This is a genomic window from Bartonella sp. AP58NXGY (assembly GCF_042195785.1).
In the GTDB taxonomy this organism is placed as follows: domain Bacteria; phylum Pseudomonadota; class Alphaproteobacteria; order Rhizobiales; family Rhizobiaceae; genus Bartonella.
In genome coordinates this window covers 1-18,483 of sequence record NZ_JBHIOY010000007.1, presented here as the reverse complement: position 1 = coordinate 18,483, position 18,483 = coordinate 1, and the positions used below count along the sequence as shown (strand labels likewise).

8 protein-coding genes and 4 pseudogenes are annotated in these 18,483 nt (G+C 36.7%); 2 read left to right on the top strand and 10 right to left on the bottom strand.

What is annotated here, in order from left to right; all coding sequences use genetic code 11:
• Positions 1 to 249 precede the first annotated feature (249 nt).
• Positions 250 to 2,049, top strand: coding sequence for an acetolactate synthase 3 large subunit (locus ACFINC_RS05855; protein WP_375616503.1), 1,800 nt, complete (start codon positions 250 to 252; stop codon positions 2,047 to 2,049).
• Positions 2,050 to 2,719: 670 nt separating this feature from the next.
• Here ACFINC_RS05855 and ACFINC_RS05850 read toward each other — a convergent pair.
• From ACFINC_RS05850 to ACFINC_RS05805, 10 genes and pseudogenes are all read right to left on the bottom strand, one after another.
• Positions 2,720 to 3,517, bottom strand: a complete 798-nt coding sequence (locus ACFINC_RS05850; protein ID WP_375616502.1) for a TauD/TfdA family dioxygenase — start codon at positions 3,515 to 3,517, stop codon at positions 2,720 to 2,722.
• A 610-nt stretch (positions 3,518 to 4,127) separates the two neighbouring features.
• Positions 4,128 to 4,949, bottom strand: a pseudogene (locus tag ACFINC_RS05845) (MFS transporter).
• A 230-nt stretch (positions 4,950 to 5,179) separates the two neighbouring features.
• Positions 5,180 to 6,106, bottom strand: coding sequence for a D-2-hydroxyacid dehydrogenase family protein (locus ACFINC_RS05840; protein ID WP_375616501.1), 927 nt, complete (start codon positions 6,104 to 6,106; stop codon positions 5,180 to 5,182).
• A gap of 135 nt (positions 6,107 to 6,241) precedes the next feature.
• Positions 6,242 to 6,499, bottom strand: a pseudogene (locus ACFINC_RS05835) (hypothetical protein); the annotation flags it as partial.
• An 82-nt stretch (positions 6,500 to 6,581) separates the two neighbouring features.
• The gene (locus ACFINC_RS05830; protein ID WP_375616500.1) at positions 6,582 to 7,346 is read right to left on the bottom strand and encodes a hypothetical protein; all 765 of its coding nucleotides are present in this window, start codon (positions 7,344 to 7,346) and stop codon (positions 6,582 to 6,584) included.
• A gap of 1,455 nt (positions 7,347 to 8,801) precedes the next feature.
• A complete protein-coding gene (locus ACFINC_RS05825; protein ID WP_375616499.1) occupies positions 8,802 to 13,772 on the bottom strand; it encodes a DEAD/DEAH box helicase in 4,971 nt (1,656 codons plus the stop codon).
• A 665-nt stretch (positions 13,773 to 14,437) separates the two neighbouring features.
• A complete protein-coding gene (locus tag ACFINC_RS05820; RefSeq protein ID WP_375616498.1) occupies positions 14,438 to 16,036 on the bottom strand; it encodes a YfjI family protein in 1,599 nt (532 codons plus the stop codon).
• 107 nt (positions 16,037 to 16,143) lie between these two features.
• Positions 16,144 to 16,491 (bottom strand): annotated as a pseudogene (locus ACFINC_RS05815) (virulence-associated protein E); the annotation flags it as partial.
• 97 nt (positions 16,492 to 16,588) lie between these two features.
• Positions 16,589 to 16,789 carry an AlpA family transcriptional regulator gene (locus ACFINC_RS05810; protein ID WP_007347209.1) on the bottom strand — a complete coding sequence of 67 codons (201 nt, stop codon included), beginning with the start codon at positions 16,787 to 16,789 and terminating at the stop codon, positions 16,589 to 16,591.
• A 209-nt stretch (positions 16,790 to 16,998) separates the two neighbouring features.
• Positions 16,999 to 18,165, bottom strand: coding sequence for a tyrosine-type recombinase/integrase (locus ACFINC_RS05805; protein WP_375616497.1), 1,167 nt, complete (start codon positions 18,163 to 18,165; stop codon positions 16,999 to 17,001).
• 196 nt (positions 18,166 to 18,361) lie between these two features.
• Here ACFINC_RS05805 and ACFINC_RS05800 point away from each other — a divergent pair.
• Positions 18,362 to 18,483, top strand: a pseudogene (locus ACFINC_RS05800) (phage tail protein); the annotation flags it as partial.

The following is an 18,483-nucleotide window of genomic DNA, read 5'->3' as shown; positions in this document are numbered from 1 at the left end:
CAGAAAAATTGCGAAAGATAAAAGATAATTCGTGAAGGAGAAATTTTTTAGAAAATATAATTTTTTATTGACGAATGGTATCAATGGAATTAAAAATCTTTCTATAAGGAATGTTTTTATATACTTTATGCGTTGCAATAGTGGGGTGATCATACAATATGTGTTGTGTAATAGGCTCCTTTGGGGTCTTTTTTTATGGGCTCCGTTAGGGGCTTTTTTATTGTCCTATCAAGTAGGTGAGTGGGAAAAATGAGAAATGATCCAAGAAAGCAAGAGAGTGCAGATGGAAAAATAATGTCTGGCGCTGAAATAGTGGTTCAGGCTCTTATAGATCAAGGGGTTAAACATATTTTTGGTTATCCTGGTGGGGCTGTTTTACCTATTTTTGATGTTCTTTATCATCAAGATATACTCCAGCATATTTTAGTGCGCCATGAACAGGCGGCAGGGCATGCGGCTGAAGGCTATGCACGCAGCACTGGAAATGTAGGTGTTATGCTTGTGACTTCTGGTCCAGGGGCAACGAATGCTGTTACACCTTTACAAGATGCACTCATGGATTCTATCCCTCTTGTTTGTTTTTCTGGTCAGGTACCGACAACAATAATTGGAACAAATGGCTTTCAAGAAGCTGATACGGTTGGTATTACAAAGCCCTGTACGAAGCATAATTGGCTGGTCAAAAACGTCAATGATCTTGCGGAAATTATTCATGAAGCTTTTTTTCTTGCTCAATCGGGGCGTCCAGGACCGGTTTTGATTGATATTCCTAAGGATGTTCAATTTGCTTCAGGATTTTATAGAGCACCTAAAGTTCAGGAAACTTTGCATTCTTCTCCATCGTTGAAAGGGAATATTAAGGCTATCGAATCTGCTGTTTCTCTTTTAGTTGAGGCAAAACGTCCTGTTATTTATTCTGGTGGTGGTGTTATTTCATCGGGGATGAAAGCTATACAGCTCTTGCGTGATTTGGTTCAATTGGGAGATTTTCCGATTACATCAACACTCATGGGACTTGGTGCCTATCCTGCTTCTGGCAAAAATTGGCTTGGAATGCTGGGAATGCATGGAACCTATGAGGCTAATATGGCCATGCATGATTGTGATGTTATGTTAGCCGTTGGAGCACGATTTGATGATCGTATCACGGGGCGCCTTGATGCATTTGCACCTCATGCGCGTATTATTCATATTGATATTGATCCTTCTTCTATCAATAAAATTGTGAAAGCAGAAGTTCCAATTATTGGTGATGTGGCTTGTGTTTTAGGAGATATGACGCAACTCTTAAAGATACAGCAACCAGCGTTTAACAGTGAAGTCCGTGAGGCGTGGTGGACGCAAATTAACCGTTGGAAAGCTCGTAATTCATTGGCATATGCGGAGAAAAAAGATGTCATCATGCCGCAATATGCTCTTGAACGACTTTATGCTCTGACCAAAGATGTCTGTCCTTATATTACAACAGATGTTGGACAACACCAGATGTGGGCAGCGCAGTATTATCACTTTGATGAACCAAAACACTGGATGACTTCTGGTGGACTTGGAACGATGGGGTATGGTCTGCCAGCCGCGATTGGTGTTCAAATAGCGCATCCTGATGCACTTGTTGTATGTATTTCTGGAGATGCTTCCATTCAGATGAATATTCAAGAACTTGCAACAGCTATTCAGCATAACACATCTGTAAAAATTTTTATTTTAAATAATCAGTATATGGGAATGGTTCGCCAGTGGCAGCAATTGCTGCATGGTAATCGTCTTTCTCATTCTTATACGGAGTCTATGCCTGACTTTGTGAAATTGGCACAAGCTTATGGAGCCGTGGGAATTTATTGTTCAAAACCCGATGAACTTGATGATAAAATTCAACAGATGATTGACTGTGATAAACCTGTTCTTTTTGATTGTCGTGTTTATCATTTAGAAAATTGTTTTCCCATGATTCCATCGGGATGCGCTCATAATGAGATGTTATTACCTGATGAGGCAAGCGAGGAAGCTGTGGCAAATGCTATTTCTTCTGAGGGAAAGATTCTTGTATAAAATGAATATATTAATAAAATAGTGAAGGATGGTGATGATGAAGTCTTTGGAGTCTTCATCTCTATCTCTTCTTTGTGGAGAGTCCCTATTATCCTTAGAGCTTATTTTATGATTTTCATTCTTTGTTTAAAGACATGGGGTGTATTATTATTTGTTCATCTAAAAAATGTTATAAGCCGTGTGCTCAATTATGTGTGAATTTATTTGTACGCGATGTTTGTTTTTTTAATTCATATGTTCACATTAATAGCTATTTCGGCGCATTTTTTAGATAATACATTGAATTATCTGTTATAAATTAATTATGTTGTCTCATATATGAAAGATTCCATCGTGCAAGAAAAAAGCTTCCGTGTTTGAAGGGGGCAACCATGCAAGCCGTCATACTTGTGAAAACAATAGAAAAGTTTGTCACTATGTTTTTATTTCGCCTTATGAAATTATTCCAAATCGCTCTTTCAAGAGCTTGATAGGAGAGTTCCCTTAGCGCTTGAAAGGAAGGGAAGAAATAATAAAGATCAAATGCAACCATAGAGCATCAATTGGCCACCACAGCTTATAATCAGGTAGTAACCTCACCTGATTATGTGGGAGAAATCTATACATATGAGATGTATCGTCAATATATATAAACCAGAATAATACTCACCATTATATCATTATCAGGACATTAGCATTGAAAATCAAATACTCTTTCTTTTATTTGTTCTACATATCTATGATTCCATAAATCTGCAGACACAAACACTCTTTGAATCCACCGCATTGGATTTTTATAACGATCAAATGATCCAGAAAATTTATCTCTAGAGTGTAGAGCCATTCTGTTATCAATGTATAATAATCTTCCTGGTTGTACATCAATTCCAAAAGATACAGCCTTAATAGCTTCATAAAAATGATCTAAAGCTTCCTTGGCTTTTTTTGACTGTGGTTCTAACATGCCTGGATAAAAAACAGCGCTGATATCTGGGAATTCACCATCCCCTTGAACGAGGGGTACTTTACTTGTAGAGGTTACCCCATTTTTTCTCCATCTATAAGGAACATTAATTATGTATAAATTATCCTTTAAGCTCCTCAAATCCTCCTCACTTAAAAGTTTTAAAGCTAGACGTGCATCAAATATTCTCGTTAACGGACCATCAACATCATTGCGAACACCAGATAAAAGGACCCCTTCAGGAGATAAATTTAAACCCGTTATAAATTTTAGTGCAGCATTTTCTATATGAAAATCTAACTCAATTTCAGATCCTAATCCTGTATAATCTTTTTTATTATCTTCTAAAGGAACTAGGTTATTTGCTATATGTTCGCCTTCAAACTTAATTGAATAAGGCTTTCCGATCAATAAAGAAAACATCATAATTAAATTTTTGCTAATATAGCCACTTTTACAAGACACATCTAAATTATAAGGATTAGGTGACGTATTAATTTGTCTATCAATAGGATAGGTTTTCAAAGATTAAATATGGTCTAGGGGTAATCGGCATCTTTTGATTCATAAGAATTATCAATATTCTATGAGATAGCAGCGAAAATGCTATTTTTTAGCTCAACCGAATATTCAATACCACTGTATGGATCATAAATAACATGGCCTAAAGCCTCCCAAAGTTTATCTCTTTCGACATTGCTCAACTCAAAAGTACTTTCATTTATCATTATAATTTCCTCCCCAATTATATTCCCCTACTTTTTTATTAAGAAAAGTGAAAAAACAATAATTAAAATCAGCCATGTTAGTAAATAAGTGTCTGTAAAATCTTGGATTAATCCAAATAATGGTGGAGCAGTAATAATTGCGATTTGATTTACAAACATTGCTAAACCCAGAGAAAAGCTAACGCTTTCTTTCGGCGAAGAGTCTACAATATAAGCAACCCAAGGGCCATACTATCCCATTCCCCCAAAAACTAACCAAGCAGATAAAATAGTTAAATAAATTATGGATCCACTCATGCCTAAAATTAATATTAAAAATCCAAAAACGACTGCAATCACGCAAAACAAGACAGGAAAAAATCGTTCTTTTCTACAATGATCACTCCACGCTGCTAAAATAATTTTTCCTAAGGCACCAGAAGCTTGTAAGACAAAAAATAAATAAGCACTTCTACTAAAGACAGGTGATCGATTCTATAAAAATAAATCGTTATAAAAATGGTTAAAACATATTGAACGATCACAAGTGAAACGCCTGAAAAAATAATATTCTTCATATGCGGTGCAGTTAACATCGCAAGACGAGACTTTACATTTGCATAGAACGAAACTTTTGCCTTGCTTTCTGGAACGATAGCTACAACTTTTGTTGGTGAGTGATAAAAAATAATAAATATACATCCCCCTAAAAAAGAAACGATGGCACCGACCAAAAACGCACCTTGTATGCCATAGACAAGCGCACTCGCAGGAAGAACCATCCCAGCTAATGTCCCACCTAATGGTAGCCCCGCTCGCCTTATTCCCATTGCAAATCCGTGCTGCGATTGTGGAAATCATGCAGAAACAGATTTAGCGCCACCAGGTTGAGCAGAACTATAAAATCCCCCTACAATGAGCAAACAAACCAAAAGGGAAATATAGTTTTCTGCAATTGCTCCCAATAAAAGAGCGATAGAAACGCTGAGTGCGCCAACTCCAATAATATAGCGCTCGTTAAACTTGTCTAGTAATTCACCAGCTACAAGTAATCCAATAATAGGTAGGAACTGCGCTGCTGAAGACAGCAAACCTATCTGAGAGTCACTAGGCGAGAAATCCTTCTTAAAAAATTCAGCTAAAGGACCAATCCCTTGAACAAAGAAGCAGGCTGATGCTTGAACGATAGTGGCAACAAGTAATACAATCCATCTATAATAATTGTTTTCTATAAATTTATTATTGCTCACTATGCCCCCCTCCAATTAAAGTGTATTCCAATGAGGTAGCCTTTTTAATAATGATTGCAGCAATAAATGAGGTATTTTATGCTGATTACATAAAAATCTGTCAATACGATTGGTATTAATATGAAAGCTAAGGAATATGCTTAATTTAAGGAAATAAGCTATTATGTGTCGTACAAATTTGATACGCTAGCGATATAAGATAAATTTTACAAACATTGGCTCAGCCGGCATTAAGTGCTCTTCATAAAAGAAGCTATATTTTGGCAAGCTTTTTCAAAATAACTCTCAAAGCTTTCTTCAGTTACATAGCCCAGATGCGGTGTGCAAAGAACTCTATCTGATTGCAATAATTTGCTCTCATATATTGGCTCGCTGTCATAAACATCCAGTGCAAAGTAAGTTGAATTTTCCAAACTGAGTATTTTTTCTATCGCCCCTTTTTCAACCAAAGCTGAACGCGCTGTGTTGACAAAAATAGCATGAGGTTTCATGCTCAATAGATCATTTAATTTTATGATTTCTCTGGTTTTATCGCTTAAACGTAAATGGACGGATATAACGTCAGGACGTGTAAAAAATTCATCTTTTGAATGCGTAAAATGATAACCTAAATTTTTTGCTTCTTGCGTTGAACGCTCGCTCCCATAAACCAAAATGGACATGCCAAAAGCTTGAGCATATTGAGCAACCATTTTACCAATACGGCCAAACCCGAATATTCCAAGAGTAGCCCCTTTCATTTGGTTGCCAAATGTTGTTTGCCATCGTCCTTTTTTCATATCAGATACAGATTTACAGAGTTTTCTACGCGCAGACATAATTAAGAGCCACGCAAATTCAGCAGCAGAAGTTGGATCTCCACCACCGTCTAATATTTCAATTCCTAAGTCTCTACAAGTTTCTATATCAATATGTGAACCTATAGGGCCTGTTTGGCAGATTAATTTTAAATTTGGCAGTTTCAGGAGAAGATTTCTATCAACTATAGTCCGCTCTCTGATTAAGATCAGAATATCTATCTCTTTGAGCCTATCTTCTAAATCATATTCTTTAGCTAAATTATTTATAACCAGCACTTCATGCGATTTCATTAATTTTGTAATAGACTGTAATGTTAGGGTAGCTTTTTGATAGTCATCTGGAATTAATATTTTCAATTTAAACCTCCTGTTTCATTCATCAATATTTGAGTTCATTATTTCATTTCTAAAACAACCAAAAAGCAATATCACCACTGATATTTTGACATAACGCCAAGCCTATTAACAATTATCCCCCTTGATTTCATTGTTATTTCTAGCAATAATGGCATCATTACGTATTTTTGCGTTATCAGAAACGACAGCATTGCAAAAAACACCAGCATTATCATAGACCCAGCAATTGCCATCATGAGAGAGATTATCTTCACTTTCAATAAAGCCACCCAATTGACCAGCCTTAACATCATCAAAATCTCTTAAAGCACGAATGCGGTGTATAGTAATCCCTTCAAAAGTATGATTTTCATTAGTTAATTCATATTTTTTAGATACAGTTATAGTGGACATAGGTATCTTCCTAAGTTCATATTTGATAAATTTTAAAATGAGATGTTTAAAAGAGGGCGCCCCCGCCGCGCCCGCGCGTTATTTACGCAGCATCATTTTCATATTCGCTATCATCGTCATAGTACCATTCACAATCAGCATAATACTCATGACGGTAATAATCATCTTCACTACCAAATTCTGGATATGCATCATCACAAATATCTTCATTAGCAGTTAGAGAGGCATTGCTATGAATATAAGAATTACCTGAGATAAGAGCATCACAAACCATGGCATCATCAAAAACCCGTGCATCATCACAAATATAAGCAGAGCCACTTATTTTTGCATTACCCCCAACATGGGCATTATCACAAATCACGGCATTATCAGAAATATGAGCATAATCAGTTACATAGGCATTATCATAAAGTTGTGCATTGCCTTCAATTACAACGGCATTGCTAGCATGAGCATTGCCTGAAAGTTTAGCATTGTCCTTTAATGTCCTTCCTTCAAAAATAGCATTCCCATAAATTTGAGCATTGCCATAGACGTCAACAAAAAAGCTTTTGATTTTCGCATTTCCGAAAACCCGTGCATTTTGAAAGACGCGTGCTTTATTATAAACCCAGCAATTTCCCTCATGAGAGAGATTATCTTCACTTTCAATATAGCCCCCGAGGTCGCCTTTTTTTACATCATCAAAATCTCTTAAGGCTCTAATACGCGTTAAGAAATGACCATCGATATATTCACCATCATCAATAAATTCGTATTTTTTTGCAGGCTCTTGTTTATTAACAAGCGTGGTTTCATTTGCAATGTTAGAGAGAACGGGGGTGTTGTTTGATATATTTGTCATATTTAAAACCTAATCGTTAGAAAGTTTCTATTGACACCCTATAAGAGCATCGGGCGCTAGAAACACGGCGATTAGTCCGTTGTTACGCTTTTCTCATAAGAGTATTGTATGGCGTAACTACACCCGACAAAATCATCATATATGCTAATCATAGCATAAAAGATAGTCAGTATTTTAAAGACATGGGAGAGGTTGTTTCGTAACCTATCCGCTAATCGTTAAGTGTTTCTATCACTTGATTATTTATATAACAAAATACGTATTTATTGTCAAATAATATTTTATCTTTTTTGATATTTTTTGTATTTTTTAAATCGCATTATGTATTAATGTTATCATGTTCTTATGAATTGCTTCTTTTATATTTATATGCTTTTAAATCTATATTATGGGCTTTAGAAACGATTGCGCTGTTTTTTGAATCTATACATTTATAATATTTAGAAACGCTCTCATAATGCGTTTTTTTTAGCTTTATAACCTATTAGCTTTTTTACTAAATGAATTTTAATTTTTTTTGTGAATTTTGTTTATAACACATTTGCAACTTAACAGCTTTTTATAAGGGCACTCTTATAATCAATGCTTTCATTTGCATTATGATTATAAAACCTTGCTGTTTTTATGCATTCTCTATAGCTGTTATCTGCTTTATAGCCACCGCATCATTTTTCATTTTCATAAGAGAAACGATAAATAGGATATAGGATAATTACGATTTATAGATTGTTATGAAAACATCTCAATAGAAACTGATAATTATAGAGATTAGCAAAATCCCTTTTATGAATTTTAATCAGTTCTTTTGAATGATAACCTTATGATTTTAGAGAATTGATTACAACGTGCTTTATGAAAATCATATGATCCTTTAAAGCTTTTCAAAAGATAGCTTGTAACTCATAAGAGATGCTATCAAGATCATTATAGTTATGAGTTTTGACGGGGTTTTGAGTTTTGAGGGTTGCTGCTATTATGTAAAAAAATGATAAAAAGTAAAAACATTATATTTCAATGTGTTAAGATTTTACAGATCTTAAAAAAACAACTCATATTGATAACACAACCTATAAATTCAACTAATAATATACGTTTTGAGGGGGTTTTGACGGTTTTTACACCTTCAAAACCTCTAAGCAAAATGAATATACATAACTCTCTTTAAACAAAGCTTTTGAAAACAATAAAGCTATCATTTTAAATTACGGTATAATCTTTTAAAGGCAATGTAAAAAAATCTAATTCTATTTAAGAGTGGATTTCTTAAAAGTCTTAAAGCAATCCAAATAAGAGTATCTAAAAGTGCAAATGATTTCTTTTTAGAATAACGCATGATAAATTATCCTTTTAAAGATTGTATGTAAGCAATGTATAAAGGGGTATAGAACCTATAGGTATAAGACCTTATACCCCTTGTGAGTTTATCATACCCATTATATGAGCATGCTTTATAAGTTATTCAGTTTCTCTTAATACCAAATTTGGTAAGTTTTTTACGATTTTCATTGTTTCTAAACTTACGGTAATAACCCTTTGAAACAACTCCAATGGGTAAGCAGGGTTGCCAACGGTTTCAACAGCATAGCGATTGGCATCATTAACAATGCCGCTCTTTTTATCAGTCTTAACGCATTGACGCCCCATAACCCATTCAAGAGCGGGTTTACCATTGACTATATACTCATAAGCTTCAAGAGGGATATCTGTTATTGTGATATTGCTATTGTAAATAACTGTTGATTTATCCTTTTCCTTACTATTTTTAATTTTTGCGAATTTCATTTCAGTTACATAATAGAATTTTTCGGGATTAGAGATCTCTGTAACTTTTGGATTACCCTTTTTAAAGGTCACTGGATACGGCTCTACAGTTTCATAATTTACGTGCAAATGTCCCAGTTCACGCCCTGCTGTCACAAACTTCCAAAAATCATCAGCACTCTTTACACAAGGGATACGAGGTAGTTCTTTAGAGAGGTTATCAGCATAACGGGCACGATAATCTTCCGAATGAAGTAGACCGTAAACGTAATAGAATAAATCATCTTTAGTGATTTTTTCATTAGGATAAGCCGCTTTAAAATGTGCTAATCCTTCATCAGTTATAGCATCACGCCTTTGTAAACCAGATGTTTTGTTTTCCTCTATAGAGTTTGTAAATAAATGGGATTGTTTTTTGTTTTTATCTTTTGAAACTGTAGTATCTTCGTAAATATAGCGTGGAAAGCATTGACCATTCTCTATCACTTGGAGATCAGATACAGTCTTAATCATCAGTACAAAAAAGTTTTTCTTTGCTCCTATACCTGTAAGTTGTATCATCTTATTTTCAACCACTTGTCCTGTCGGGAATATACGCGTCTGATAAGCACCATCGCAGTTGAGAACAGAATCACTATAAAGCCACTGCTTAGTAAAAGGACGATACAAACTTTTGGTAAGGCACTTTTCCTTAAAGTTGAAAAACTTTCCTTTTACTAAATCTTTTTTGAGATTATAACTCCAACTTATTTTGCTCTCATCCGAATTGACAAAATCGTTTACAGCATTTGCACGTACTTTATGATCAGCTGATAAATAAGTATTGTTAAAACGTTTTACTTCACTATTATAGAAAGCAATCATATTATGCATATTCTTTGCCACTATTTCACGGCTTGAGTTATATGCCCAAGCATCACGGCTTGTCATAATGCCACGAGAGAAGTTTTCAAAAAGTTTTTTACCATGACCTTTTTTATAACCTATGGCTAAAAATGCTTTAAAATTATCATCACGTTGATTAATCCAATCTCCATGTTTATCCGGTGTAATTATTTGCCAACCTTCTTTGCTCCGTGTAATGCCATCAATACTCCTAAATTTTTCAATTATCGTGAGCTTTTCTTCTCTATTGAGATAGTCTCCAATATCACGAAAATATATCTTACCATGCTGTTGTGCATTTGGATTTTTTACGAGAATAGATATAGCAATGGGAGCTCGTGATCCTTCACCAAAAATCCCACCACTTTCTTTCTTACGTTGTTCTCCAGAAGTCCGCGCATTTCCCCGCAAATGGAAAATATAAAGGCTGCTAAATTCCTCAACGAGGCATTTTCGTAAGCTATCCATGGAACTTCCATTGATAAAACTTGCATTTGTGACAAAACCAATTACGCCAGCATTATCAATACGGTCACTAGCCCAACGAATAGCACGGATATAGCTATCGTAAAGAGCTTGCATATTTGTTGCATTCGATTGAGCAGCATAAGTTTCACGAATACGGTTATCGAGTATAGGATAGGAGGTGTTTTTTGCATTATCGTTTTCACTTTTTTGTCCTACCGAATAAGGAGGATTACCAAAGATAACTTTAATATCCAGTTTCTTTTGATGTTCCAAATATTCACTGTTTTCTTTGAATAATTCCTGTAGCAAGTTTTTCTCTTCAAGCATCCGAAACGTATCAGTCAAACCAATATGTTTGAAAGGAATATATTCACCTTTCATAAGACCATGATAAGTCGATTCAATGTTAATCGCAGCTATGTAATAGGCAAGCAAAACAATCTCATTGGCATGGATATCATGACGGAATTTATATTCCATATCCTCTGGTTTGATGAGATTGGATTGTAATAGCCTTGTGATAAAGGTTCCTGTACCTGTAAAAGGGTCAAGAATAGAGACACCCCGTGACCCCAAGCTTTTTCCAAACTCATTACGCAATACATCATCAACAGAATGAATGATAAAATCAACAACCTCAACGGGGGTATAAACAATCCCAAGCCTATCGGTGGTTTTCTTAAATGCCTTTGTAAAAAAATCTTCATAAAGCTTGATAATAAGGTTTTGTCTTGCTTGGGGGGAGGTAATCCCAGAGGCACGGAATTTCACACTGTCATAAAACTCTTGTAACTCTTTTGATACTTGCTTGATATTGGTTTTATCTAACTCAGCTAAAATCTTTTCCATGGCTTGTGAGATAGCATTGTTTTGCACAAATTCATTGCCCTCAAACAAAGCTTCAAACACAGGACGCGTAACAAGATGTTGTGCTAACATCTCAATGGCTTCCTCTTGTTTTATTTCACTGTTTAAATTGTTTTTTAGTTCCTTATGAAAGGCATCAAAAGCATGAAAGGCTTCACTGTTTTCATCAGAAAGTATGTCTTTAAGACGATTGATATGATTTTGTGCAATCTCAGCAACATTGCCAGCCCATATGCCCCAGTAATCGGCAAGGGTAAATTTCTTAGCCAAAAGGGTTTTAAGGGCATTGGGAAACTCTTTATAAAAGGGTAATCTTCCTGTAACACTATGAATGTATTTTTGTGGTTCATAGGCTGCTTTTCCAATCTCAAGCCCCGCGCTTTCTGGTTTCTCATAAACATAGATTTTATCCTCAACCGCTGTCATGCTCTTTAAGGCGCTAATCTCCAAAACATCACTAACGTCTTGCCCTAAAATCATCTGGTTAAGGGTGATTTCGAAATTCTCATCATGGGAAAGCAAAGCATTGATCACTTGCCAGACAACACTGTATCTCTTGTTGTATTTTAAAGCCTCTTCAGCAGAAATCCCAGCCGGCACCCCAACGGGTAAAATGATATAGCCTCTTTTCTTGCCTTTGGCACGGCGCATGATACGCCCCACCGCCTGTATCACATCCACTTGGCTTTTGCGCGGGTGTAAAAACATGATCGCATCAAGAGCAGGAACATCAACACCCTCAGAAAGACATCTTACATTGGTTAACACACGGCAGACATGCTCTCCCGCATCTTCCTTTAACCAATCAAGAGCTTCATTGCGCTTCTTGGCACTTTGCGTTCCATCGATATGAGCAAAGGTACACTGAAGAGGCGGCGTCTCTTTATAGAGCTTATGAAGATTATATAATTCTTTCTGTATTTCTGGAGAATTGAAGGTATCACGGATACGTTCAGAAGTCTTAATATCTCTACAAAAAGCCAAAGCCCGCCGCATAGGGTTAGGGTCATCACTCAGATCAACTTTTAGATCTATTTTGCTAAGAGCTTGATAACAGCCGATGATCTTGGTTTTATCATCAAGAGTAAGTTCATAATTCTCATCGGTCATCAGATGTTGAATGGATTCACTCACTTCCTCTTCATTAACACCCAAGATAATAATCTTATAAGGAACTAAGAGTTCATTCTTAACGGCTTTTGAGAATGTATAAGTGTAAAGCTCTTTTCCATAAAGCGCTTCATCATCCATAGACGCCAGAATACCATTCATCTCATGGGCTTGTTTTTTGGCACTATCAGCAAAGATCTTAGGCGTTGCAGTCATATACAGACGTTTTTTACCTCGAATGATGCTGTTATCATGAACCTTGATAAATTCAGATTCATGCTTGTCTGTTCCCAATACAACCCCAGTCGTACGGTGTGCTTCATCACAAATGATCAGATCAAATTCGGGTAAATCATATTCCTTTTGTGCATCCGAAATCACTTGAATGGAATGATAAGTTGAAAAGACCACAGTCATCACATCAAGAGAGGTCTTATTGGCTTTACGCGCAAGCTCTTGTGAATCCGTGGTTGCCGGCAAGACAAGATCTGATGCATCAAGACCAGATTCATCATCCTGTTTACTTTTACGACGTTTGCCTACTTGTGTATCCGAACACACCGCAAAGGAACGCAAGGGGATTTCTGTATCAAGGGTCCATTCACGGATTGTTTGTGACATCAAAGCAAGGGAGGGCACTAAAAACAACACACGCTTGCCTTTTCCTGCTATGGTTTCTGCTATCTTCAAACTGGTGAATGTTTTACCCGTACCACATGCCATAATAAGCTTGCCACGGTCTGCTTCTTGTAAACCTTCACAAACTCTTTCAAGCGCTTCTATCTGATGATCTAAAAGCTTTTTTTTCGGTTGCTCTTTAAGGACGGCTTGTCCTTGTTCTTTATAAGCGCCCCAATCAATTTGACTGTTTTCTAAATCAAACAGATTAATCTGTTGAATACGAACTTCTTGACCATCACAAGTGTTGTTAGCATTATCACTCCAATTGCTTTCGGTGCTATCAACGAGAATACGACGCGTAAAAATCTTTTTCCCAGAGGCAGCGATAAAGCTATCAATATCTTCTTTTTTAATGATGTGAGAAGCATCGTAGCATTTACATTGAATAGCCGCATATCCTCCTTGATCACGGATTGTAGCGACCAAATCAATACCAATATCACGCCCATCTTCATCATGCTCTTGCGCCCATTCCAAATAAGTTTGAACCTTTTCGTATTCTTGCTTTTGCAACGGGTCTTCAGCTAAATAAACCTTTACAAGGTTTTCAAACAGCGTTCCCAATTCACGGGGTGATTTTGCCTTTTTACGGTAGAATTCCAACAGAGAGCGTAAAGTGACGTGTTCATTATCAGAGTTAACAGATTGCAGCATATTGTAATAAAAATCCCTTGCCTTATGATATGATCAATAATCATCAAAAGAATCAAAACGAATTCAATTAAATGCATTTAAAGCAAATAACGATAAAAATGGGAAAAAACTGATAAAAAAAGCCGATATTTTTTCAAATAAATTTCATAAAGGCTGCTTATCAACAGCCCATGACATGGGATAAGATCAGCAAAGTAGTAAAATTTGCTGTTCGTTTCACGGGTTAATCAAGATAAATGCGCTATGGGATTTAAAATATCAGAATGAGTATTTTGATAAGTTTTATTACGAATTTTGCTTATAGGTTTTGAAGGTGTAAAAACCGTCAAAACCCCCTCAAAACGTATATTATTAGTTGAATTTATAGGTTGTGTTATCAATATGAGTTGTTTTTTTAAGATCTGTAAAATCTTAACACATTGAAAAATAACATTTTTAATTTTTATCGTTTTTTTACATAATAGCAGCAACCCTCAAAACTCAAAACCCCGTCAAAACCTATAGAGGTTGTGTTTTGGATATCTTTGACACAAGGTTAAAAGGACTCTTTATGTTTCTTCTTTAAAAAATGATAAAACAAAAACCCTCAAAGATACTTCGTAAACCCTTTGTTGGTACGATAAGATCTTTGAAGGTTTTAAGGACAACAAAAAATTACAATGGCTTCATTGCTTGATGCTGTTGTTTTTAACGAAAGGATGCCATTCATAGCGTATGGTCGGTCGACCGCTTTGAGAGCTATTTTCCACTGATATTTGACGAATATGATTGGAGCGACATAAAAGCTCTAAAGCTTGCTTAACGGTTTGATTATCTTTTAAATGCGTCCAACTTCTTTGATGAATATCACGTAAAGTAAAGACATCGGGTAAATGATCACAGCGCTCGACAATCAATTTTGCCCCCTCTGTTGCTAAGCTATCCGCCGCCGCATAGAGCCTTTTGACATGACTGAACAAATATTTTTCCCATCGCAAGGCTGTTTGAAGGGCATCTCTATTGATTTCAAAACGACCCCCTTCGGTTAATTCAAAAATCAACGCAAGACTTACTATGGTCTTAGGCATTTTCAAAAGATGCGCTTGTAAGCTTTCAGAAAGGTTATTCTCTTTGGCTTCTTTAAAAATCTTTTGCATCCATTCACGAAAGATCTCTTGAGCTTCAGCAGAAAAGCGCATCACAAGAGGGTGTTCTGGTGAACCAAGGGGTTTATCATAAAGAGAACGAAATGCCCCTTCATAAGTTTCCCATGCCTCTTGATTGGGAGGTCTATCAACCCATTTCCAATCTTTTGTCTCATCGGGAAAGACCAGCATTTGAAAGCGTTGTAAGAAACCATCATTGCCTTTGCCATATAAAACATTGCGTATAAAGGGGAGAATGCGAGAGGGTTGAATGCCCCCTATAATAGAGACGGTTGCATTGGGAATAAAAATGGTTCCACGCCCAATCCGGTCATAAGTAAATTGACCATCTCCATTAAAAGCTTCCAAATAAAAGGCACGCTCTGTTTGATATTCCTTCCGTTCCATATCTGTTAAGAAACCGGATAATTCATCACGCACCATCAAGAGACCACGGGGGTTTTCTTTTAAAAGTTCCCCAAGCTTTTCAACGGTCACATCATTAACAATAAAACGAGAGATATCATCATCACGCGCATTGTCTTTAGAGAGGGTTTCAGACAAAAGAGCATGGGCTGTTTCAAGATCTCCTTTTTTGATTGCTTTATGGGCTTGTTTTTTCTTTTCAGACTTGTCTAAAGTTTCAAGTATCTCTTCAATTTCTTGTCTCTCTTTCTGCTTTAGCCAGTCTTTATACCATTTCTTTTGAAGGCAAGTGATAGGCGCTAAAGCGGCTTGCATGGTAGGTGTTTTCATGGTTGAAGGTTGACCAATAAGAGCGCCCCAGAGATTAGGGACAATCTTCCAATCATCATGTTGTTTTGGAGCAATCCGCACACCATTGCCAATGAGAGCAGCCAAGCCACACAAAGCAGCGACAGCCACAAAATCAAGAGGCGCTTGTTGACGGTCAGCAACGTCATAAACATAGCGACTTAAAGTTAAAGGCATTTGCGCAGCATGAAAAGACTCGACGGGTAAGAGAGTATATTCAAGTGGTTTTAATTCCCCCCAACCGTTTTGTTGCAATGCTTGCTTATAAGGAATGGCTTCTAAACAAGTCTTATCATTTAAAGAGCCATTATCGTTATCATTTAAAGGAGTATTATTCTCTAAAATATTTTTATTATCTTGTATCATGTTATTTACCTTAGAAAATAGAGGAGATCGTAAAAATATGCATTATGCGGGGCTTGCCTTATAAGGACCTCAAAGGCTTGGCTATAAGCACGCGTAGCAAAGGTAAAATCAGCTAAAGTTTTTTTGATTGGTTGGCTTTGTTGCCAAATTGCTTTTGCTCTCTCTGCTTTCTGTTTTACTCGTTTGAGATCAGCACAAAACTGTTTTGAGAAAGAAAGCGTATGAGCATAAGCTTGTTTTCCAAGCAAGCCAATTCTAATAAGCGCTTGTATGATCTCTCTAAAAGAGCAGCCAGCATGACAATAAAGTAAAAGACGCCCATCATTTCCATTAGAAATAGATAAGCTAGGCAGCCTATCCTCATGAGCAGGGCAACGGGCTGTTCCATAACGCCCATGCCAAACCCCACGCAAAGCACGTGTGATACCTTGCGCATTCTTAAAAGAACACATCATTTTAAATCCTATAACGTTGCATCATAGGACGGATTGTGCTATCTCTAGATTGATGAGTTTGAGAAAGCCTTGTCCGTCCTTACGTGACAAGGTTTTTTTATGCCGCGTCACTTTGACGTTGCTGTTTTGCTTGTTCGATTACATTCAAAAGATCCGATTGTAACCAACGGGATAAAAAACCAAATTTTAAAGGTTTTGGGAGAGAGCCATTGGTGACATGACGGCGAAATGTTGAGACACTCATATGAAGCAATTTTGCACTTTCACGGTCTGTTAAAAGAATATCATTTTCTGTCATTCTAAAATCCTTTCATTCTTAAAAAATAGAAACAAATCATGCCTATTTATTAAGCACATTTTGGTTCATTTTTGAAGGTATTTTATTTATAGAAAACAATATTTTATCATAGTTTTATTGATGTGATAAATTATGAGTCTTATTGAGAAAGAATGAGAGAGAAGAGAGAGAAAGTTATCCACAGATCATGGGGTTATTCACCCCATATCTTAAGATTGACCAGTGACATAAGCCGCCCATTTATCCATATAGACACGGCGCTGTTCTAGATAGTCAGTACGACGATAGGCACGCTCTACTTGTCCTCCTACCGTATGACTTAGAATAGTTTCAGCGACCTCATAGGGGGCATCGGTTGTTTCAGCAAGCCAATCACGTAAACTAGAGCGAAAACCATGGGGGCAGGCTTTAAGACCAGTTTGTTGCATGTATTGAGCCATACAATTTACACCAAGGGGACCGCGACCTTTAGCAGAAAAAAAGAAATCATTGCGAGAGAGCAAACGCGCTTGTTTTAAAATATCTAATGCTTCAGATGATAGGGGCACACGAAACTCTTTTGTTGTATCACGTCTTCCTTTCATATTTTCAGCAGGAATTGTCCATATATCCCCATCAATCTGATTTTCACGAATATGACGTAAGGGATTAGTACGAACACCTGTCAGAATAAGCAAACGCAAAGCCAAATGTGTCATAGTTATTTTTTGGCAAAGCGTTTGATAAAAAGCGGGCACATCTTTCCAATCCATGGCTGGTCTATTAATAACATTATGACGTTGTTTGCCTAAGAGCGCGCGTGCTTTTTCTACAGCTTGTAAATCAACATCCAATCCTAAGGCAGCCGCATGTTTGAGACAAAGATTAAGACGATTCAGTGCTTTACGCGCGGTATCAGCTTTTGTATGCCAGATAGGAGCAAGGGTATTGCGTATTTCTGTTTGCGTAATCTCAAAAACGGGCAGACAGCCTAATTTAGGGAGAATATGAAGGCGTAATGGTAAAAACCAATGTCCATCTTTACCGTCACCTTTTAATTCAGCTTTACGGCTTTCAAAAGTATCCAAGGCAATATCTTTTAAATAATGGAGATTACGCATTGCTTCACGCTTTTGTTTCTCACGTTCTTTAATGGGGTCACGACCCTCATGCAAAACAGAACGCCATTGGTTTGCCAATTCACGGGCTTTTTTTAAAGAAACATGTCTTAAGGCACCCAAGCCCATTTCACGGCGGCGCCCGTGAATGGTATAACGATAAAGCCATTGAGCACCACCATCTTTACGCTTATGAAGTAACAAGCCGGCACCATCATTATATTTTCCAGCCCCCAATGTTGCGACAGATCTTGCATTAAGACGGTTCATAAGAGCCATTTTTAGTCCTTTCTTCTATAGTTTTTACCCATACGCCAACCCCGCTTATGACGTGCAAGCAAGTGATATGAATTGATTCAATCTGAGAGGGTTTAGAATAAGAAAATCTTACTATATTCAGTCCTCTCATTCAATATGCAAAACAGTAAATTATCATTATAAATCAATGTGTTGCCGAAATTAGGATTCATGAGAGATGTCGACGATTTATGATTGGTCGCTTAGAGCGGCGGATAATACACGTTGTGATGCTTTAATTGATTGGTCAGAAGGGCAGCATCCTAGCAGTGTAAACAAGAGCGCCCGTGTGATGATGCA

Coding starts and splice junctions, on each gene's coding strand:
- ACFINC_RS05855 (WP_375616503.1), top strand. CDS start 250: ATGAGAAATGATCCAAGAAAGCAAGAGAGTGCAGATGGAAAAATAATG.
- ACFINC_RS05830 (WP_375616500.1), bottom strand. CDS start 7,346: ATGACAAATATATCAAACAACACCCCCGTTCTCTCTAACATTGCAAAT.
- ACFINC_RS05825 (WP_375616499.1), bottom strand. CDS start 13,772: ATGCTGCAATCTGTTAACTCTGATAATGAACACGTCACTTTACGCTCT.
- ACFINC_RS05820 (WP_375616498.1), bottom strand. CDS start 16,036: ATGATACAAGATAATAAAAATATTTTAGAGAATAATACTCCTTTAAAT.
- ACFINC_RS05810 (WP_007347209.1), bottom strand. CDS start 16,789: ATGACAGAAAATGATATTCTTTTAACAGACCGTGAAAGTGCAAAATTG.
- ACFINC_RS05805 (WP_375616497.1), bottom strand. CDS start 18,165: ATGGCTCTTATGAACCGTCTTAATGCAAGATCTGTCGCAACATTGGGG.